Below are 19756 nucleotides of genomic sequence, written 5' to 3' on the forward strand. Positions count from 1 at the left end.
GGGAGGAGAAAGATTTATGAAGAAAAGTTTGGTTTCTTTATTGGGTATGCTTATATAATAAGCGATAGCTTTGAAGATATTGTGAAGATTTCGTCAAAATTTGTGTTGTTTCTATGATTTTAAGGTTATAGATTATTAAAGCCATTTTTCAAGTTTGCAATAGAAAACCAGCCGTTGGGAGGACGACTGGTTGACTGTAATCTTTCGTTTTTGGGAGGAGAAAGATTTATGAAGAAAAAGTTTGGTTCTTTATTGGGTATGCTTATATAGTAGACGATACTTTTGAAGATATGATGAAAATCCGACTCAAAATTGTGGTCAATCTGTGATGGATTCTTTAGAAATATATTAAGGCAGGTGATATGCCTAGTCCGCTAGGGTTAGACAGTGAATGATATCTGCATAATCTGGGTATTGGTTGAGTAAATCTGCTCGTTTGAATAGTTCAAAGTCATCGTATTCAAAGCCTGGGCTAACCATGCATGAGACTAGTGAATAGCTATCTGCGTCTTCAACTGTTGAGCCAAAAATAGTCCCCTTTGGTACGACTGCTTGTAGAACTTGCCCTTGTTCAACGTCTGTGCCTAAAGTAACTTGTTGATAGTCACCCTCTGCTGTAATCATGTGGACAGTTAGTGGGCTGCCGTAGTGGTAGTACCACACTTCATCGGCTGTTAAACGGTGGAATCTTGATGGATTGTTGCTTGTTAGGAGAAAGTAGATGCTGGTATATAGGGCACGTGGTTTTTGGCCTTCTAGCTGGATGGTTTGATCTGATTTCAATACTTGATAGAAAAAGCCGCCTTCTTCATGTCCTGCCATCTTGTAGTGGTCGATCCAAATTGATTTGTCTTTCATATATTTCGCCTCCAAAATATTTGCTTTTCACCTTCAATAGTATCTATTCTCCCAGTATTTTGCACGATTTTTTTATGCTATTTGCGCCCACATTATTACTAATCCAATAAATACAATCGCGTACATGATTTGTCGATATTGTGAAAATATTATCAAACTACCGCTCTTTTTATAACTTATAACTATTTAATGTCTTGTTTTTAAAACAATCGCTTCACGTTTGTGCTAGGCTACCATTATGAAAAATTTGTCCATAATATCAAAAAATGATTGTAAGGAGACAAGCTATGAGCGATATGAATATTTCGAGTTTCATGAGTAAAATCGACGGTGCAGTTGCCAAGAAGGATGCCCTTTTTGACCAATCAAAAGTCCGATATTTGTTGCGGGCTATTTACGCGGGTATATTCTTAACCTTGCCAACCGCTATTGGTGTCTTGGTTTGGGATGCCATTGCTGTAGACTACCCGCCTTTAGGTAAAATAAGCTACGCTTTGATATTTCCGCTAGGTTTAGCCATGATTATTTATTTGAACGGTGAGTTGGCTACTTCAAATATGATGTACCTTTTCGCAGGTGCGCATCGCCGGAAATTATCTTGGTCAAAAGCATTAACCATTATCTTTATTTGCACATGTATGAACCTACTAGGGGCTGCTATTGTTGGTATACTCATTGGGCATTCTAGTATCGCACATTATTTTAATGCTGATTCTGCGATCATGGCCATGATTAATGCGAAATTGGATAAAGACATTTGGACCTTATTCATAGACGGGATTCTCGCAAATATCTTCGTCAATATCACCATTATGGGGCAGATGAAAATGAAAGATGATATTGGCCGCCTACTATTTATCATCGCCGTTATTTTCCTATTTGTTTATGGTGGGTTAGAACATATTATTGCGAATTTCTCGCTAATGAGTATCGCTTTCTTCTCAGGTAATGACATGGATATGATGGCCGTGTTGATTAATTGGATCTTCGCCTTTATGGGCAATCTAGTAGGTGGCGGTGTTATCATGGGGCTAGGGTATAGCTTCCTAAATAGTGTAGAGACAGGATATCTCGACTAAGTCCAGATGATGAGGTATCCAGAAAAGTATAAAGAATGCCGCGCGATTTACATAGAACATCCTAAAAAAATAAGAGACCAAGGGGTTGCATCTGCTTTGATGTCCCCTTGGTCTATTTTTATGGTTCTTATTCGTTCAACAGGTTGAACAACCGCTAGCCATTTACGCTTCTTCTGCTACCATCAAACTGAATTGCCCAGTGAGTGTGACTTCTCTAAGGTCACTTGGTAGGATAAAGGCGTCTGCTGCTTTTACGTCCCAAGTCTTGTCGCCAACCGTTACTTGTCCTTGGCCCTCAAGGACTGTACACAATTGGTACTTGTCGGATAAGTTGATATGCAAGTTATCCTCGATTGTCCATTTTGCCACGGAGAAGTATTCATTGGTCCAAAATTCTTGGATTGAGCCGCCCGGTAGTTCAGTTGTATGCCCGGTTGCTAGAGTATCCTTGTGGGGGAACATGGTGACATCCGCTGATTGTTGGATGTGTAGGTCACGTTCCTGGCCATTGGCGTCCTTGCGTCCGTAGTCATAAACCCGGTAGGTGGTGTTAGAACTTTGTTGGGTTTCGAGGATTAATACGCCGCCACCGATAGCATGGATAGTCCCTGCTGGCACGGCGAAGAAATCACCGGCATGAACGGGCACTTTACGTAACAGTTGGTCCCACTCGTTCTCTTCGACCATTTCTAGGAACTGTTCTTTATTTTGGGCATTGTGGCCGTAAATCAGGTAGGCACCTGGATCAGCGTCCATAATATACCAACACTCCGTCTTCCCAAGGTCATTTTCATGGGCTAGTCCATAGGCGTCATCCGGGTGCACTTGGACGGACAAGTCTTCCTTGGCATCAATTATTTTGATTAATAATGGAAACCGTTCAGCCACTTCTCCCAAGAAGATTTCTGGGTGCTTTTGGTACAAGTCAGATAGACTTAAGCCGGCAAGGGATTCAGGTGACGTCACGATAGATTGCCCATGTTCATGTCCTGAAATGACCCACGCTTCTCCCGTCTGGTCTGAAGGGATGTCTAGATTAAATTGACTGCGTAATTTTTGTCCACCCCAGATTTTTTCTTCCAGGTAGGCTTTTAAGAATATGGGTTCTTGCATCGTCACTACTCCTTGTCTTTTTTCCCTCGTTTAAAGGGGTTTTTGAATAAGTTGGCTAGGTTACTTTGTTGTGCGACGAATTTTTCTCGAGGCATGTACTTGCGCATTGCCCGAAGACTATCTTTAGCTTCATCGACAACAAATTCCAGGAGTTGGCCTTCATCGGTTTCAAAGTAGAAGCCGCGGACGTAACGTCCTTTGAAGAACATTTGCACGCGGATGCGTGTAATGTTAACCCATGGAATTTGAATGAAGCCTGGTCCGTTCTCCTCGCGAAATTCGACACCCTTATCGCCCACCATCAGTAATCCTGACTTAGGGTCGATAGGGTTGATCATCGCATTCGCTTTGGAGACGAACGTTACTTCTGTATTTAATTGTGCTACCATCTTAACCCATGATACCTAGTACATAAAGCACGATACCGATCACAAAGATAGAGAAGATCAAGGTAGTTGCGCTGACTTTACGTTTTAATAGGTACATACATGCTAATGTTAATAGTAATGGCATCATACCAGGTAATAATTGGTTGAATACATCACCTAATGATGTTTGCGTTGTTGTATTCACTAAGTGACCTGATGAAATTTGGTTAATTACATCACGGAAGCTGTCAGCAGTTACGCTACTATTGTTAGCTGCTTCAACTAAACCATCAAAGTTTACAATAGCATCTTCTTGGTTTGTTACTTCAGAGATTACTTTTGGGAAGTTCATGGTTGTCCAACGAGGTACCAATACCCCCATAACGAACATCCCTAAGATAGATGCCCCAACAGTAATTTTTTGAATAATACCACCAGATAAGTCTTTTGTAATTTCAGAACCGGCACGGTAACCTAATTCTTGTGTGTACCAAGTGAAGGCTACACGAATGACGTTCCAAAGTACGAAGAATAAGATTGGTCCAATGATAGATTGGCTTAGGGCAAGCGATGCAGCGAAGGCACCGATTACTGGACGTAACGTACCCCAGAAGATTGGGTCACCCACACCAGCAAGAGGACCCATCATACCAACTTTAACCCCTTGGATAGCTTGGTCTTCAATGGCTGTACCATTTGCTTTCTCTTCTTCCATGGCTAAGGTTACCCCTAAAATTGGTGCCTCAACGTATGGGTGTGAGTTAATGAATTCCAAGTGACGTTGTAAAGCTGCCGTACGGTCTTCTTTACTTGTATATAATTTTTTGATTGCTGGGGCTAGTACATAAGCCCAACCAACGTTATGCATACGCTCGTAGTTCCATGAAGCTTGAACGAAAGTTAATCGCCAGTTTGCAACCATCCGGTCTCGTTTTGATAATGTTACGCGGTTTGTTACTTCTTCAGTCATGTCTACCCCTCCTTAATAGTCTTCTAAAATGGCGTCTAACTGAGCATCAACTGAACCTGAACCACCAGATCCTGAACCGCCACCGCCATTAAATTGTGGAGACAGTTCAATGTAGATAAGTGCTAAGGCCAAACCGATAATACCCATTGCCACTAAGTTCAATTCTGTAACGGCTGCTAAAGCAAAACCGATAAAGAAGAATGGCCATGTTGTTTTGGTTGCCATCATATTGATAACCATTGCGTAACCTACAGCAACGATCATACCACCACCAACAGCTAAACCACCTGTGATCCAGTCTGGAATGGCTGCTAAAGCGCCTTGTACAGCTGAAGCTGGTAAAGCTAATGTAGCGATTGCTGGAATCATTACACGTAAACCTTGAAGACCTAAAGCCATCATATTGGCAGATTCAACTCCACGAATAGAGCCTTTTTCCGCTTGGCCATCAGCATAATGTGCCAAACCTACTGTCATTGTACGAACGAAGATTGTTAATACTTGACCAGCGATTGCTAAAGGCACTGCAATGGCGATACCTTCGTTTACAGAAGCACCTTTAGTTAATACTAAGATACCAGCGATTACACCTGCTAAGGCAGCATCTGGTGCTTGCGCTGCCCCGATGTTCATCCAACCTAAAGCGATTAATTGTAATTGACCACCTAATAGTAGCCCTTCAGTTAAGTTTCCTGTTGCAAGACCAATTAATGTACAAACAATAATTGGTTGGTGTAATTGGAATGAGTCCAACACACTTTCAAAACCAGCGAATAATGCAATAACACAAATAGCTATAGCTGCAAAAATTGAAATATCCATTTTTCTGTCGACCTCCCTTTTAAATCAAGTTATGATTTTTCAACAGTTTATCTAAGTTTTCGTCTGAGTCTGCAGGGACTTTACGTACGTCAAATTTAACCCCAAGGTCTTTTAATTTTTGTAAAGTAGCTACATCTTCCTCGTCTACTGACAATGATCTTGAAATCATTGTTTTCCCTTTAGAATGCGCCATTGAACCTAAGTTTACTTCCTTTATATCTACACCAGCTTCGATTGCTGCTAATACGTCTTGTGGAGTTTCAAATAATAATAATGCCTTTGTCTTACCAAAACGTGGGTCTTTATCAACTTCCGCTAATTTAGATACTGGAATTGTGTTGGCACGAACACCTGTTGGCGCCGCTTGTTGAATCAATGATTTACGCATGTCATCTTGGGCTACCTTGTCCGATACAACGATAATACGGTTAGGGTTAACTGATTTCACCCAACCAGTGGCTACTTGACCGTGTAATAAACGGGTATCCACGCGTGCTAGGACATACTTAATCTTCCCATCACCTAATACAGTACCAGGTTTTAAGGTACCAACTTGTTCCTCTTCTTGACTACCTTCGCTAGCTGCAGCTACTGGGGCGTCAATGCCTTCCCCAAGTGCTTCAGGTTTTACACGAATACCTGACACGTCTCTTGTCAAAATGTGTTTAGCAACATCTGCCACTTGATCAGAACCAAATCGTTGACCCAAAGCTTCTAAGAGCATTGGTAGATTTAACCCACTTACTATTGCTGTGCGTTCTGGCATTTCTTCGTGAATTGCATTAGCCTGGTTGAATGGTGAACCTCCCCACAAATCAACTAAAAATAGAATTTGTAACGTATCATCGAAAGATTCGACTGCTTCTAAAAGATGGGCACGTAAATCATCTGGTCCTTCTTCAGGCATAAAGGTTACTGCCTGCAGATTTTCTTGTTCTCCGAAAATCATCTCAGCAGATTGTTTAATACCTTCAGCGAACTTACCGTGACTCGCTAAAATAATTCCTATCATCCTATTAAACCTCCCTAAATAAAATTTGGACACTTGTATCCGTTTTCAAGTATATAAGTAAAATCTACCAAATACAATCATAAAATATTGGAGAAAATCAGTAATTTTGTCAAAATCCGTCATTTTTTTGCAAAAGTTTGCGCATGGCTAGACTTTAAAATATTTAAATATACCCTTTTGCTAAAAAAATGGTATTAAATACTGTTAAATCGGTCTCTCGCTTAACATGTTATATAAGTTATTAAGATTGCAAAATTATCTTTAATCGAAAGATTAAAGTTTTCTCATATACATAAAAAAACGCGTAAAATCAGATTTTGTATAGATTCTGTACTTTGCATATAATCAATTGTTTGTATAAAATAATATGACATTTAACCAGAAAAGTCGTTTTACTCTTCAGTGATGACAGGAAATATGACACTGATCTTGACATATCTATGACTTGTTTGCTGACTACACTTCTTCAATAGGCAGTTCTACACCTAACTTTGTTTCATCAAACGTTTCAGCTAAGACATCTGACTCTGCGATGAAGTCCAAGATTTCAACATCCGTCCCACGCGAAGCCACGGAGACTTGCGCCAATTCACCTGAACCACTATTGACACATGCCTCTAGGGAAATGGCTGCCCCGTTAATAATCACAAAGATTTCTTCATCATATTCCTCCCAATCAAGTGTATTTAGTATTCCGTTTTAACAAGACATGTAAGGTATCGTCTGGAGGAGTAATCACTCAAGAATAATCGGAAAAAGCGATAATAGATTGCGCACTTGCTTTGAGAAAAAAACAGCTTAATTTCGATTAAATTTGTGCAAACAAAAAGAGCAGAACCGAGGTCCTACCCTTTTCGATCGTTTAACTATTTGTTTAAAGCCTTGATACGTTCAACAGCTTCTGCTGTTTTTTCATAGGTATTGAAGGCTGTTAAACGGAAGTAGCCGGCACCTGAAGGACCGAAACCAACACCTGGTGTCCCAACGATTTGTGCATTTTCTAATAGGAAGTCAAAGAAGTCCCATGAGTCCATTCCTGCTGGTGTTTTCAACCAAACGTAAGGCGCGTTCACACCACCGAAAACTTCATAGCCAGCCTCTTCCAAACCTTCTTTAATCAGGATGGCATTGCGGCGGTAGTAAGCTAACATTTCTTCGATTTGCGCTTTACCTTCTTCAGAGTAACTTGCTTCTCCAGCACGTTGTACGATGTAAGGTGCACCGTTGAATTTCGTTGAAATACGACGTTTCCATAAGTCTAATAGGGATACGCCATCGATTTCTAACTCTTGAGGGATAATCGTAGCCCCTAAACGCACACCAGTAAAGCCGGCACGTTTTGAGAATGAACGGATTTCAATAGCGCAAGTACGTGAACCTGGTAATTCAAAGATTGAATGTGGCACGTCTTCTTCAGTAATGAATGACTCGTAAGCTGAGTCGAAGATTAAGATCGCATCATTTTCGTTAGCCCAGTCTACCCATTTTTGTAGGTCAGCGGTGTTTAAAGTTGTCCCTGTAGGGTTGTTAGGGTAGCAAAGGTATACCAAGTCAACTGGCTCCTCAGGTAGCGCGGGTTTAAAGTCATTTTCCGCAGTAGCTGATAAGTAAACCAAGTCCGACCATTTACCAGTTTCTTCGTTGTAGTCACCACCGCGACCAGCCATGATGTTTGAATCGATGTAAACTGGGTAAACAGGGTCACCAACAGCGATTTTGATGTCTGGGCCAAAAATTTCTTGAATGTTTGAAGAATCTGATTTGGCACCGTCAGAAATAACGATTTCATCCACTTTAACATCTGCACCACGCGCTGCAAAGTCATTTTTTTGGATGGCTTCACGTAAGAAGTCGTAACCATGGTCTGGCGCATAACCTTTAAAAGTAGCGGCATCTGCTTGTTCGTCTACGGCCTTATGTAAGGCTTCGATGACTGCAGGTGCTAAAGGTAAAGTAACGTCCCCAACACCTAATCGAATCACGTTTTGGTCTGGATGTGCTGTTTCATAGGCCTCTTGGCGACGTTTTACTTCTGCGAATAAATAAGAGCCTGGTAATCGTTGGTAATCTTTATTAATTTGGTTCATAAAAAATCTCCTCTATATCATATATGCTACTTTTTAGTCACTTTCATTTTTTAATGTATGAGAGCCGTAACGAATTTTGTCGCATCTAGCGCAATGGATAGTCTTGATCAGCGCCAGCGTTTCTGAAACCACCTTGGTTCAAGATTTCATTATATAGAATGCGGCGAACATCTTCGTCGGTCAGCTGCTTGGTATCTGTCACTTTAGGGTGCGTATGTTGACGGTTATATGTATTATAAATCGCTTGAATACTCATACCCTCATTTAAATAGTCTTTGATTTCTAATAATCGATCCACATCATTTAAAGAGTACATGCGGCGATTTGTTTCTGAACGTTTTGGTTTAATTAACTTCTGTTCTTCGTAATAACGCACCTGTCTCGGTGTCAAATCTGTTAGCTGTACAACTGTCCCAATTGGGAAAACAGCTAGCGTACGTCGTAGCTCTTTTTCCTTCATGTCAACTCACCTTCATTCTTTTTTAATTGTATTTTAATCTCATGTTATATTACTTGACATATTAAGTCAATCATATTTTATCGAAATTCTGTGGAAATTCAGACAATTTTTTGTAATAAAGACATGTCATTTCTAGGTAAAATACCTTGAAAAGTGTGTTGCCAGTCGCTATAATGGAAAGAATTGCTTTTTTCTAGATTGGCAAGTTTTACCCTTTATCAATTCAATTTAAAGGAGCGGTTTTCACATGGAAAATGAACCTAACATGACACCAAGCAACACCAACCAACAAATAGCCCGCCGCGGAATTTATCTCAGTATCGTCACTTACGTTATCATCTCGACCGCCAAACTCCTTGTCGGCTCCAACTTTGACTCAGATGCGGTCTTTGCGGATGGTTTGAATAACTTTACCGATTCATTTGCGTCAATCGCCCTACTAGTGGGCATGATCCTATCCCAACGCCCAGCTGATCAAAACCACCGTTATGGTCATTATAAAATTGAAACCATTACTACTCTGATTATGTCCTTCGTGATTTTCTATATCGGGATTACGGTGACCATTGATTCAACTACGGCCTTAATCAACCAAGCATACGCAGCTCCAACACCCATTAATGCGGTTGTCGGCTTGTCTTCTGGGGTCATTATGTCCGGTGTTTACTGGTACAACAACCGTCTTGGCAATAAACTCAATAGTCCAAGTCTTAAAGCTTCTGCAAAGGATAATTTATCCGATGCCCTGACCTCTTTCGCAACTGCCTTGTCGGTCTTCCTAAGTCGTACCGGTATCCTTTGGCTAGATGGCGCTATGGCTATTGTCGTTGGATTAATCATTATCAAATCAGGATATGACATCTTCAAAGAATCCGCCTTTTCCCTATCAGACGGCTTCCCCCAAGAAGACTTAGATAACTACCGGAAAATAGTCCTCATGGTACCTGGCGTGCGCGCAGTTGCTGATATCCGCGGCCGTAATTACGGGGCCAATATCTATATCGACATTACCATCTTAGTAGACCCAGAAATTTCTGTTCAAGCGGGTCATGCTATCACTGAAAAAGTAGAATCCGCCCTACAAAAAACAGAAGATGTCACCGCCATCGACGTCCATGTCGAACCCTACCAAGAAAACTAATCCATTAAATATACTTACAACAAAGACCCGCCACGCTCAATATGAGAAGCAGGTCTTTTTATGTATATTGACTATTTCTACGACTGACTACTGCCACTCTTGAATAGCTTTAACTAAATTATTTGCAGCTTTTTCAATGATCTCTGTTTTAGTCGCTAGATTAATCCGGATATGGGTATCTTCTGGTCTAGTTGGCCAGTAAGTAGTCCCATAATTGACACCTAAACGGGCACGGTCTTGAACCACTTCTTTCAGGTCTGCATTTTTCACATAAGCCCCCAGATCAAGCCAAGCAAGGTAAGTTCCTTGTAAGTCTGAGAATTGAACTTGCGGCAAGGCTGTTTGGACTGTTGTTTTAAGTAATTGGTAATTGTCCCAAATCACTTGGTTGACGTTCTCAACCCATTCCGCCCCGTAGGTATAAGCCGCTTCTGACGCGATATAACCAGCAGGTTGCCCGCCAGTCACATGAATCGCATGTAAGAACGTATCCAATTTTTCTCTTAAATCAGCCCGTGGCACCACCATAAATGAATGGTTAAAACCAGCTAAGTTAAAGGTTTTTGATGGCGAGGCGAAAAGGACATAATTGTCAAAATCTGGGTCAATATTTCCAATAGCAATATGCTCATGTCCTGGCATAATCAAATCACGGTGGATTTCATCAGAGAATAATAAGACATCGTATTGCTTACATAAAGCCACTACTTTAGCCAATTCATCACGATACCAAACGCGGCCAGTTGGGTTTTGCGGTGAACAGAATAAGAAAACCTTGATATCGTCATCTTTGAAGGCACTCTCCAAAGCGTCAAAATCAATTGTGTACCCTTCTTGTTCATTGCCCAATAAATCTTGCATCACTAAAGTCCGGTTAGCTTCTTCAATAACCGTACGGAAGGGATTGTAAACGGGGTTTTGAATTAAAATGTTGTCCCCTTCATTGGTATACGCATGTAAGGCAAAGGCAATACCCGTACATACACCTGGTGCAAACCGGTACCATTCAGCCTTTGTTTCATATTGGAAATGGTCATTTGACCAATCAATCATTGATTGGTAATAAGAATCTGGCACTGAATAATAGCCAAAGTATTGGTCATCCACAAAAGATTGAATGGCTGCCGTCACTTCTTTGGCTGGCGCAAAATCCATATCCGCAATCCAAATCGGCAATAAGTCTTTGTCCCCAAAAACTGTCTCTAAATCATGCCATTTCATTGCTTTTGTATTTGAACGGTCTGGGCTATAGTCTTTTAAAATATCTATCATACTTGTGCCTCCTATAATTTGTCTACCCTTGTCTTGATATTCTCATTCTATCATACCTAATAGGACTTTGATTCAAGGGACAATCGCTTAAAGGTAATCGTTTTAATCTATCAAAACCTTGAATAATTCTAGTCCTCCGCTAGTCCAGCTCTTCAGCGCAATGCTAGGAAAGTATAGTCCGAAGTCTTACTCAATAATAATGACATCTCATTTAAGTCCAAATGGCTGTTGCTTGTTGTCTTAACATTTTCTTGATATAATGTAAGCGTGTACATAAAAAATTAGAAAACTTAGATACGGAGGCTTTTCATATATGACAAATCTACTAATATTAGTGTCTCATAGCCAAACCATCACAGAGGGCCTAAAAGAATTGTTAGAAACCATGGTACCCGATGACAACAATGCCTTTTCAGTCATTGCTGCAGGTGGGACCGATGACGGTGAAATCGGTACGTCCGTCAACAAGATCACGGAGGCCCTCTTTGCTAATACGGACAAGGAAATTTTTATCTTCACGGATATGGGATCAGCCGTCTTATCTGCTGAGACAGCCCTAGACTTCGTGGAGGACGAGATAAAAGCCCATATCCACCTTGTTGAAGGGCCGCTGGTTGAAGGGGCCTATGTGGGTGCTGTTCAATCAACCATTAACCGTACACCAGACCAAATTTTAGAAGCCATTAAAGAACAAAGCTAAGTGTCCTAACGCATGCTTATCTTATTTAAAGTCGTTGATTGTAACCGTGTTATCCATGCCTAAGGAGGTTTTTTCATGAAAAAAATTATCAACCAACCCGGTGATATTGTCAGCCAAATGGTCAAGGGTTTAGCCAGTGCGCACGCGGATATTCTTGCTCAAGTGCCAGATACTCAAGTCCTCTACCGTACAGCAGAAACCCCAAATATCGTTGGGATTGTTTCTGGTGGGGGATCTGGACACGAACCAAGTCATGCAGGATTCGTCGGTAAAGGGATGCTGTCAGCAGCCGTTTCTGGGGAAGTCTTTACTTCTCCAACGCCAGACCAAATTTTAGAAGGGATTAAAGCTGCTGATAACGGGGTTGGCGTCTTCTTAGTCATCAAAAATTATACCGGAGATGTGATGAACTTTGAAATCGCCCAGGAATTTGCGGAAGCAGAAGGAATTGAAACAGCTGCAATCATCGTTGATGATGATATTGCCATGGAAGATTCTACCTATACCGCAGGCCGACGTGGCATTGCCGGTACAGTCTTTATGCATAAAATCATCGGCTACTACGCAGACCAAGGGAAATCTTTAAATGATTTAAAAGCTATTGCGGAAAAGGTTAACGACAATCTTAAATCTATCGGCCTTGCTTTAACAGCCGCAACCGTCCCTGAAGTAGGTAAACCTGGTTTTGATATTGCAGATGATGAATTTGAATATGGTATTGGGATCCACGGGGAACCTGGTTACCGTCGTGAGAAAATCAAGCCTGCAAAAGAAATGGCTGCGGAATTAATTGGTAGGCTAAAAGAAGAATTCAACTGGACAACTGGAGATCGTTTTGCCGTATTGGTCAATGGGATGGGCGGTACACCGTTAATGGAACTTTACCTATTCTGGAATGATATTCAAGGACAGTTGGCAGATGAAGGGCTAGAAGTTGATTTTGTTAAGGTAGGAGACCTGATGACTTCACTGGAAATGCAGGGGGCGTCATTAACCTTACTGAAACTTGAGGACCCAGACTGGGTAAGTGCCCTACAAGGTCCGGTAAACACTGCAGCTTGGGGATAGTTTAGTTAAGAGAGGATGTCATGTATGGATGTAAATGAAACAATAACTTGGTTAGACCAATGGTTTGACCGCTTAATAGAAGAAAAAGCTTATTTATCTGAATTAGACCAAAAAATAGGTGATGGAGATCACGGTAATAACATGGCGCGCGGTGCAGTTGCTACTAAGGAAGCCTTGGAAAGCAAACAACCAGCAGATGTATCAGCGCTGTTTATGACTGTTGCGCAAACCCTCATGAGTAAGATTGGTGGTGCATCCGGTCCTTTATATGGTTCTGCCTTCCTAGCCATGGCAACAACGGCTAAAAATTCAGAAAATCTCGCGGATATTTTTGCAGCTGGTTTAGATAAAATTCAACAAAGAGGTAAAGCAGAACCTGGTGAAAAAACGATGGTTGATATGTGGCATCCGGCTGTCGAGGCTCTAAAAGCCAATAATTTAAGCCAAGAAGTATTGGATGAGGCTAGCGTTAAAACGGCTGAACTTAAAGCGACGAAAGGTCGTGCTTCCTACTATGGGGAACGGTCTATTGGTGAACCTGATCCAGGAGCTGAATCTAGTAAATACTTATTTGAAGCATTAATCAAGGCACAAGCATAAAATAAAATGAAGCCCCCTTTTCTTGTCAAAAAGGGGGCTTCATTTTATTTGCCTTATTCTCAAAGAAGAGTTCTTCACCTAACAAAGGTCACTCAAATCTGCTGTTGAAAAGAATTATGCTTGATATTTTGCTATGTCTATATAAACATACTCTCACGCTGTCAGTTTAGGCAACATGCGGTGAAGAAAGGAAATCACTATTTAGGCATATTGTTTGTCCTAATCTTACTAGACTCATATCAAAAGGCGCATCTTTCATAAGAAACATCCTAGTAGTCTTCGCTAACATACGAATGCTATCCTCTTACCAGTTAATTGAATTATCGGACGACTGTTGCGGTTCATATTAGATATCAATAAACTATACATGGATACTTTTTATTTTGAATTAATTGGCTTGTAATTTCTTATAAGCACGGCGTAACATCCGTGCGTTCACTGCACAGACAACGGTAGACAAGGACATAATAATAGCTGACAATGCTGGTCCAAGGACAATACCTAATCCAGCTAAAACACCAGCCGCTAGTGGAATAGCCACCACATTATAACCCGCACCCCACATGAGGTTTTGATTGATCTTTTGTTTGGTTGCTTTCGATAGGTTAAGAATATTTAAGACATCATGGATATTTGAATCAACCAAGATGATATCGCCTGTTTCTCTCGCAACATCTGTCCCTGCACCAATAGCAATTCCTAAATCAGCTTGCGCGAGAGCTGGCGCATCGTTGACCCCATCACCAACCATGGCAACACGTCCACCGTCAGCTTGTAGTGATTTGATTTTGTCGGCTTTTTCATCAGATAAAACTTCTGCGAAGACACCATCTAAATGAAGCGCTTGACCTACTGAATCTGCCACTTGTTGGTTATCACCCGTTAACATCAGCACTTGGATCCCTTTATTTTGCAGTTCAGCTACCACTACCTTAGCTTCTTCACGAACAATATCGGATACTGCAATAGCACCCACTAACACCTGATTGTAGATAACAAAGACAACAGTTCGCCCTTTAGAAGCAGAGGCCTTAAAAGCTTCTTCATCAAATGTATAACCTGCTTGTCTAGTAGCTTTTGGACTTAGTATTTGAATATTCTTCCCATTTACAGTCCCTTCAAGTCCTTTACCGGTCAAATTGTGATAATCAGCAACCGGTAATTTTTCAATCTTTCTACTTTCAGCTTCTTTCACAATACCTCGAGCAATTGGATGCTCAGATTGACTTTCAATTGCGTAGACGATTTGTAAAAGAGAAGTTTCACTAAATTTGCCATCCATAACTGTAATCTCATCTACCCCAAACTCACCTTGAGTAAGGGTTCCAGTCTTATCAAAAACGATTTTATCTATCTTATGAGCGTCTTCAAATGCGATACGGTTTTGAATAAATAAGCCAGATTCAGCAGCTAAGGAAGTAGATTCAGCATTTACCAAGGGAACTGCCAGCCCAAGTGCATGCGGACATGCGATAACAAATGTTGCTACCATAAACTGTAGCCCCATTAGATAGCCGTCGATAGCAGTCCAAGCGACAAAGGCGATAATCCCTACAACTAAAGCGATATAAAATAGGTATTTAGCCCAGACATCAGCAATGGATTGCGCCTTAGATTTTTGTGCTTGTGCGTCAGTAACTAAGTTAATAATCTGCGCTAAATAAGTATCCGTACCCGTTTTCGTTACAATAGCTTTTAGGATACCGTCACCGTTAATAGCACCCCCAACAATCTGTGCATCCGCTTCTTTTAATACGGGAACAGATTCACCAGTTAACATCGATTCATCTACTTCAGAGTGCCCTTCATAAACTGTAGCGTCAATTGGAATCTTCGCACCTGGTCGAATGAAGATGCGGTCACCCATTTTTAATTGGTCGACTTTTACTTCACTTGTTGATCCGTCTTCATGAATCACTTCAGCATCTGATGGTAAGAGTTTGGCTAGCGATTCAACAGCATTACCCGCTGACATTTGTGCCCTCATCTCAATATAATGTCCCGCCAACATAATCAATATCAAGCTAGCAAGTTCAAAATAATAATTCATTCCACTAATGAAGAAGGTGGTTAAAACCGAATAGACATAAGCTGCGACAATCGCTAGAGAAATCAGCATCATCATACCCGGAACCCCTGATTTCAATTCATGCCAAGCATGACTTAAGAAGGGTTTACCTCCGTAAAAGAATACAATAGTAGCAAGACCAAACTCTAAAAGCCCTTGGCCCGGAAAATCAATATGATAACCAAGCAAGTGCATTAACATAGGTGCAATAATCGCTAACGGGATAGATAATACCAAAACTACCCAGAAACGTTGCTTAAAATCAGCCATCATATGCGCGCCGTGTCCGTCATGTCCATGATGACCATCGTGGCCACTATGATCATGGTGGTCATGGTTATGCTCTCCATGATTCATATGTTCATGGTCGTGATCATGGTGCATATCCTGATGATGTCTTGTCTTATTTTCTTTATTCATTATTTCCTGCCTCCTACTGCATGATAATTATATTTGTTTACGTTTGTAAACTATATTTGATTTAAGTATAATTGTCTTATTTTGAAAATGCAAATAATCATGCATACATCCAGGATACTTTTTTCTAGGTTAAGATATTCAAAACTACCGAGATTTAGATTATTCTTGTATAAACCACTATATATGATATATTGTTATTATAATAATACTATATATTGTGTTTAAATGAATTTTTTCATGTTATAGTAATAAGGCAGTATTCTTGGTAAAAGTAGTTCATGAACTATTACATTAAGATACCTTTAACGATGTATTAGTTGACGACCGTTTCCTACAAAATCAAATGAATTTAACTTTAAAGTTTATAGGGAGTGGAAACCAGCAAGTTTCAAAAAATTGAGCTTGTACTTTTGATAAATAATGATAGATTGCATATAAGTAATCATTTTATCGGTTTACAAATATCAAATGACCTTTTATTCTGAGATAGGTATAGAATGAATTTTTAGATAAACCAATTTATTTAAAAATTTACCATTTATAAAAAAGTTAGGAGTTACACAATGACAATGATAACCGTTGGTGGGATGATTGGCTTAGGTAAAACCACCATCACAAATTTAATCAGAGACGAATTAGACTTTAAACCCTTCTACGAATCGGTAGAAGATAACATTATGCTACCTTACTTTTATAAAGCTAGTCCAGAAGAGCAATTGTTGAAGCGTTATCCATTTTTAACACAATTGGATTTTTTGAATTCACGATTTAAAACAATTAAGCAAGCTTCTAGAGAAGATAAAACAGTTTTAGATCGATCTATTTTTGAAGATTGGTACTTTGCTAGAGTGAATACAGACATTGGCCGTATTAGTGAAGAAGAGTTTTCAATTTACGAAAATCTATCTCGTAATATGATGGAAGAATTAGCTGAAATCCCGCGCAAGCATCCTGATTTAATGTTGTATCTGCATGGCTCTTTTGAAACAGTGATGACTCGCATCGAAAACCGTGGACGTGATTTTGAACAAGGAGAGGAACTCACCAACTATTACCACCGCTTATGGTCTGGTTATGATGATTGGGTGGAAAATCACTATAATCAATCCAAAGTGATGTTCATTGATATGGAAAAATACGACTTGGTCAAGTACCCCCACCATCAAAATGTCTTAATTCAAGATATTAAAGACTTTATGATTGAAAATGATATTGTGACTGCTGATACATTTGAATAAAATACTGTTTGTTTAAGGAGATGGGCAAATGGAAATGGTAATACGGCTTAAAAAAATTCAAGATTTTGCAAGAGAACGCATGTCGTTTGACCCCACTGGTCATGATTACTGGCATGCAGATCGAGTTGCTAAACTTGCTAAAACCCTTTATATAGCAGATTATGGTGAAAGTAATACTGAGGCTTTGATCATCATTGAAGCCGCTGCGTATTTACATGATACAATTGATGACAAGCTAGTTTCGGATATTATTTTTAGTCAAATGGAAGTTGAACAACTTTTAGATGAGTTATGTCTTTCGCCAGCTAGTCGAGAAAATATTCTTTATACTATTCAACATATGTCCTACTCAAAAAACTTAACCACCCAATATGATTTGTCTGTTGAAGGCCAATACGTTCAGGATGCAGACCGAATTGATGCACTTGGTGCAATTGGTATTGCTCGCACCTTTGCCTACGGCGGTCACGCTAATAATGAAATCTATAATCCAAAAATCCCTGTGATTAATGTGAAAAATAAGGACGATTACCGCAACCATCCTTCAACTGCAATTAACCATTTTTATGAAAAGCTACTTAAACTAGAACATTCTATGAATACAGAAGCTGGTAAAGAGATTGCACATGAACGGACACTTTTTATGCGACAATTTCTTGACCAATTTATGGCTGAGTGGCAAGGAAATATTTAAACAATTCGTATTATTTATTGTAGAATATAATTAGCAAGTCATTTTGAATTTAAGAAAGAGGTTATATCATTGGATAAACGTAAAGATACTTCAGCAAGCACTAAGCTATATCTAGCAACACCTTTTTTCAACCCTGACCAAGTTCGCCGTGTAGAGGAAGCGACAAAAGCCTTAAACGCGAACCCAACTGTTGGTGTTGTTCATTTCCCATTTGATCACCAATACAAAGACACATCTTTTGACCGTGATCCAGAAGGTATTTTTGGTTCATTCGAATGGCAAGTAGCGACTTACCAAAACGACCTATCTGCTATGAATACTGCAGACGCTGGTGTTTTCTTATATGACGTTGAAAACGTTGATGACGGTACAGCCTTTGAGTTAGGTTTTATGCGCGCAATGCACAAACCAGCTATCGTTGTCTTATTAAGTGAAAATGGTTTAGAAAATAAAGAATTAAACTTGATGATTGCGCGTGGTGGTACTTACTTCATGACTGATATCAATGAATTAGCAACCTATGACTTCAATCACTTCCCAACAAACCCACTTCCAGACATGGATGTTATCTAAAAAAAATGAACAAGCATCAGGTTAACCTGGTGCTTTTTGCATACCAGAAAAGGCATGAAAGGGATTTTACTACCCTTTCATGCCTTTTAATATTTTCATTAAAGATCAAACAAACTATTCGTTTTTTATCAGGTTAAACACTTTTGGTCGTTATGTTTTTATTTTAAACTTTAACAATCCAGCCTTCCGGTGCTTCAACGTCACCATTTTGGATGCCCACTAACTCATCATACAATTTTTTAGTGATTGGGCCTACTTCAGTTTCTGAATAGAATACATGTTTATGGTCATTGTGGGTAATAAATGATACGGGTGAAATAACAGCCGCTGTACCACATGCGCCTGCTTCACTAAAGCGGTCCAAATCATCAATATACACATCGCCCTCTTCAACTTCTAAGCCTAAACGATGTTCAGCTAACCAAAGTAATGAGTATTTAGTGATTGACGGTAAGATTGAAGGTGACTTAGGAGTCACAAATTTATTGGTATCTTTTTCAATACCAAAGAAATTTGCGGAACCTACTTCTTCAATTTTCGTATGTGTAGCCGGATCTAAATATACAACGTCAGAGTATCCTTGTTTTTTGGCTTCAATTCCTGGCTGTAAACTACCCGCATAGTTTCCACCAACCTTTGCTGCTCCTGTACCATGAGGTGCTGCACGGTCAAATTCAGATGTTATAAAGGCTGTTGGAACCATACCACCTTTAAAGTAACGGCCCACTGGCATGGCAAATACTGTGAAGATATATTCTTTTGCTGCATGCACACCAATATTATCCCCTACTCCAATTAAAGTTGGTCGTAGATAGAATGATGCACCTGTACCATATGGTGGCACATATTCAGCATTTGCTTTAATTACTTCTTTAACCGCATGAATAAACTCTTCTTCTGGTACTTCAGGCATCACTAAACGGGCTGCCGATGCATTTAAACGTTTCGCATTTTGGTCAGGACGAAAGATTTGGATATCGCCTTCTTTTGTTTTAAATGCCTTTAATCCTTCAAAAGCACCTTGTCCGTAATGTAAAATTGGTGCCCCTTCTTCAATCTGGATCGTATTTTCAGTTTCCAAACCACTCTTATACCATTCGCCATCTTTCCAATAGGCACGCCAACGGTATGGTAAGTTTATATATTCAAAACCTAATTCTTCCCAATTGATATCTACAGTCATGCTACTCATCCTTTCAAATCATCTGTTTAT

Annotated in this window: 20 protein-coding genes; 8 read left to right on the plus strand and 12 right to left on the minus strand. The window is 40.0% G+C overall.

Going from position 1 to position 19756, the window contains the following annotated elements:
* Positions 1 to 366: 366 nt before the first annotated feature.
* Positions 367 to 858: a cupin domain-containing protein gene (locus AC973_RS04000; RefSeq protein WP_048727601.1), complete on the minus strand. Its 492-nt coding sequence runs from the start codon at positions 856 to 858 to the stop codon at positions 367 to 369.
* A gap of 287 nt (positions 859 to 1145) precedes the next feature.
* On the opposite strand from AC973_RS04000, the gene AC973_RS04005 reads away from it, so the two are divergent.
* A complete protein-coding gene (locus AC973_RS04005) occupies positions 1146 to 1937 on the plus strand; it encodes a formate/nitrite transporter family protein (protein WP_048727605.1) in 792 nt (263 codons plus the stop codon).
* Positions 1938 to 2099: 162 nt separating this feature from the next.
* On the opposite strand, the gene manA is transcribed toward AC973_RS04005, so the two are convergent.
* The 8 genes from manA to AC973_RS04045 form a co-directional block, all read right to left on the minus strand.
* Positions 2100 to 3050, minus strand: coding sequence for a mannose-6-phosphate isomerase, class I (gene manA / locus AC973_RS04010; protein ID WP_048727608.1), 951 nt, complete (start codon positions 3048 to 3050; stop codon positions 2100 to 2102).
* Between the two features lie 5 nt (positions 3051 to 3055).
* Positions 3056 to 3439 carry a DUF956 family protein gene (locus AC973_RS04015; protein WP_026465586.1) on the minus strand — a complete coding sequence of 128 codons (384 nt, stop codon included), beginning with the start codon at positions 3437 to 3439 and terminating at the stop codon, positions 3056 to 3058.
* 1 nt (position 3440) lies between these two features.
* On the minus strand, positions 3441 to 4388 hold the full coding sequence (locus AC973_RS04020) for a PTS system mannose/fructose/sorbose family transporter subunit IID (RefSeq protein WP_048727611.1): 948 nt from the start codon (positions 4386 to 4388) through the stop codon (positions 3441 to 3443).
* A 12-nt stretch (positions 4389 to 4400) separates the two neighbouring features.
* The gene (locus tag AC973_RS04025) at positions 4401 to 5210 is read right to left on the minus strand and encodes a mannose/fructose/sorbose family PTS transporter subunit IIC (RefSeq protein ID WP_048727615.1); all 810 of its coding nucleotides are present in this window, start codon (positions 5208 to 5210) and stop codon (positions 4401 to 4403) included.
* A 19-nt stretch (positions 5211 to 5229) separates the two neighbouring features.
* On the minus strand, positions 5230 to 6222 hold the full coding sequence (locus tag AC973_RS04030) for a mannose/fructose/sorbose PTS transporter subunit IIB (RefSeq protein WP_048727618.1): 993 nt from the start codon (positions 6220 to 6222) through the stop codon (positions 5230 to 5232).
* A gap of 456 nt (positions 6223 to 6678) precedes the next feature.
* Positions 6679 to 6870: a hypothetical protein gene (locus tag AC973_RS04035; RefSeq protein WP_016896503.1), complete on the minus strand. Its 192-nt coding sequence runs from the start codon at positions 6868 to 6870 to the stop codon at positions 6679 to 6681.
* Positions 6871 to 7088: 218 nt separating this feature from the next.
* Positions 7089 to 8309 (minus strand): LL-diaminopimelate aminotransferase, encoded by a 1221-nt coding sequence (locus AC973_RS04040; RefSeq protein WP_026465581.1) that lies wholly within the window; start codon positions 8307 to 8309, stop codon positions 7089 to 7091.
* Positions 8310 to 8394: 85 nt separating this feature from the next.
* Positions 8395 to 8769, minus strand: a complete 375-nt coding sequence (locus AC973_RS04045) for a MerR family transcriptional regulator (RefSeq protein ID WP_048727623.1) — start codon at positions 8767 to 8769, stop codon at positions 8395 to 8397.
* 247 nt (positions 8770 to 9016) lie between these two features.
* Here AC973_RS04045 and AC973_RS04050 point away from each other — a divergent pair, with 247 nt between their 5' ends.
* Positions 9017 to 9910: a cation diffusion facilitator family transporter gene (locus AC973_RS04050; RefSeq protein ID WP_048727628.1), complete on the plus strand. Its 894-nt coding sequence runs from the start codon at positions 9017 to 9019 to the stop codon at positions 9908 to 9910.
* A gap of 87 nt (positions 9911 to 9997) precedes the next feature.
* Here AC973_RS04050 and AC973_RS04055 read toward each other — a convergent pair whose 3' ends face one another.
* Entirely contained in the window at positions 9998 to 11182 is a 1185-nt protein-coding gene (locus AC973_RS04055; protein ID WP_048727631.1) for a MalY/PatB family protein, read from the minus strand.
* A 313-nt stretch (positions 11183 to 11495) separates the two neighbouring features.
* Here AC973_RS04055 and dhaM point away from each other — a divergent pair, with 313 nt between their 5' ends.
* The 3 genes from dhaM (at position 11496) to dhaL (ending at position 13550) form a co-directional block, all read left to right on the plus strand.
* Positions 11496 to 11882 carry a dihydroxyacetone kinase phosphoryl donor subunit DhaM gene (gene dhaM, locus AC973_RS04060; RefSeq protein WP_048727634.1) on the plus strand — a complete coding sequence of 129 codons (387 nt, stop codon included), beginning with the start codon at positions 11496 to 11498 and terminating at the stop codon, positions 11880 to 11882.
* A 75-nt stretch (positions 11883 to 11957) separates the two neighbouring features.
* On the plus strand, positions 11958 to 12950 hold the full coding sequence (dhaK, locus tag AC973_RS04065; RefSeq protein ID WP_048727638.1) for a dihydroxyacetone kinase subunit DhaK: 993 nt from the start codon (positions 11958 to 11960) through the stop codon (positions 12948 to 12950).
* Between the two features lie 24 nt (positions 12951 to 12974).
* Positions 12975 to 13550 carry a dihydroxyacetone kinase subunit DhaL gene (gene dhaL / locus AC973_RS04070; RefSeq protein WP_048727642.1) on the plus strand — a complete coding sequence of 192 codons (576 nt, stop codon included), beginning with the start codon at positions 12975 to 12977 and terminating at the stop codon, positions 13548 to 13550.
* A 388-nt stretch (positions 13551 to 13938) separates the two neighbouring features.
* On the opposite strand, the gene AC973_RS04075 is transcribed toward dhaL, so the two are convergent.
* Positions 13939 to 16038 carry a copper-translocating P-type ATPase gene (locus AC973_RS04075; protein ID WP_048727645.1) on the minus strand — a complete coding sequence of 700 codons (2100 nt, stop codon included), beginning with the start codon at positions 16036 to 16038 and terminating at the stop codon, positions 13939 to 13941.
* 563 nt (positions 16039 to 16601) lie between these two features.
* On the opposite strand from AC973_RS04075, the gene AC973_RS04080 reads away from it, so the two are divergent.
* The 3 genes from AC973_RS04080 to AC973_RS04090 all read left to right on the plus strand — a co-directional run bounded on the left by AC973_RS04080 (position 16602) and on the right by AC973_RS04090 (position 18543).
* Positions 16602 to 17276, plus strand: a complete 675-nt coding sequence (locus AC973_RS04080; RefSeq protein WP_048727647.1) for a deoxynucleoside kinase — start codon at positions 16602 to 16604, stop codon at positions 17274 to 17276.
* A 28-nt stretch (positions 17277 to 17304) separates the two neighbouring features.
* Entirely contained in the window at positions 17305 to 17970 is a 666-nt protein-coding gene (locus tag AC973_RS04085) for an HD domain-containing protein (RefSeq protein WP_048727650.1), read from the plus strand.
* 69 nt (positions 17971 to 18039) lie between these two features.
* A complete protein-coding gene (locus AC973_RS04090; RefSeq protein WP_003142845.1) occupies positions 18040 to 18543 on the plus strand; it encodes a nucleoside 2-deoxyribosyltransferase in 504 nt (167 codons plus the stop codon).
* Between the two features lie 163 nt (positions 18544 to 18706).
* Here AC973_RS04090 and AC973_RS04095 read toward each other — a convergent pair whose 3' ends face one another.
* Complete coding sequence (locus AC973_RS04095; protein ID WP_048727654.1) at positions 18707 to 19726, minus strand: branched-chain amino acid aminotransferase; 1020 nt, start codon at positions 19724 to 19726, stop codon at positions 18707 to 18709.
* Positions 19727 to 19756: the final 30 nt, after the last annotated feature.

The organism is Carnobacterium sp. 1290_CSPC, assembly GCF_001053265.1.
Taxonomy (GTDB): Bacteria; Bacillota; Bacilli; order Lactobacillales; family Aerococcaceae; genus Aerococcus; species Aerococcus urinaeequi.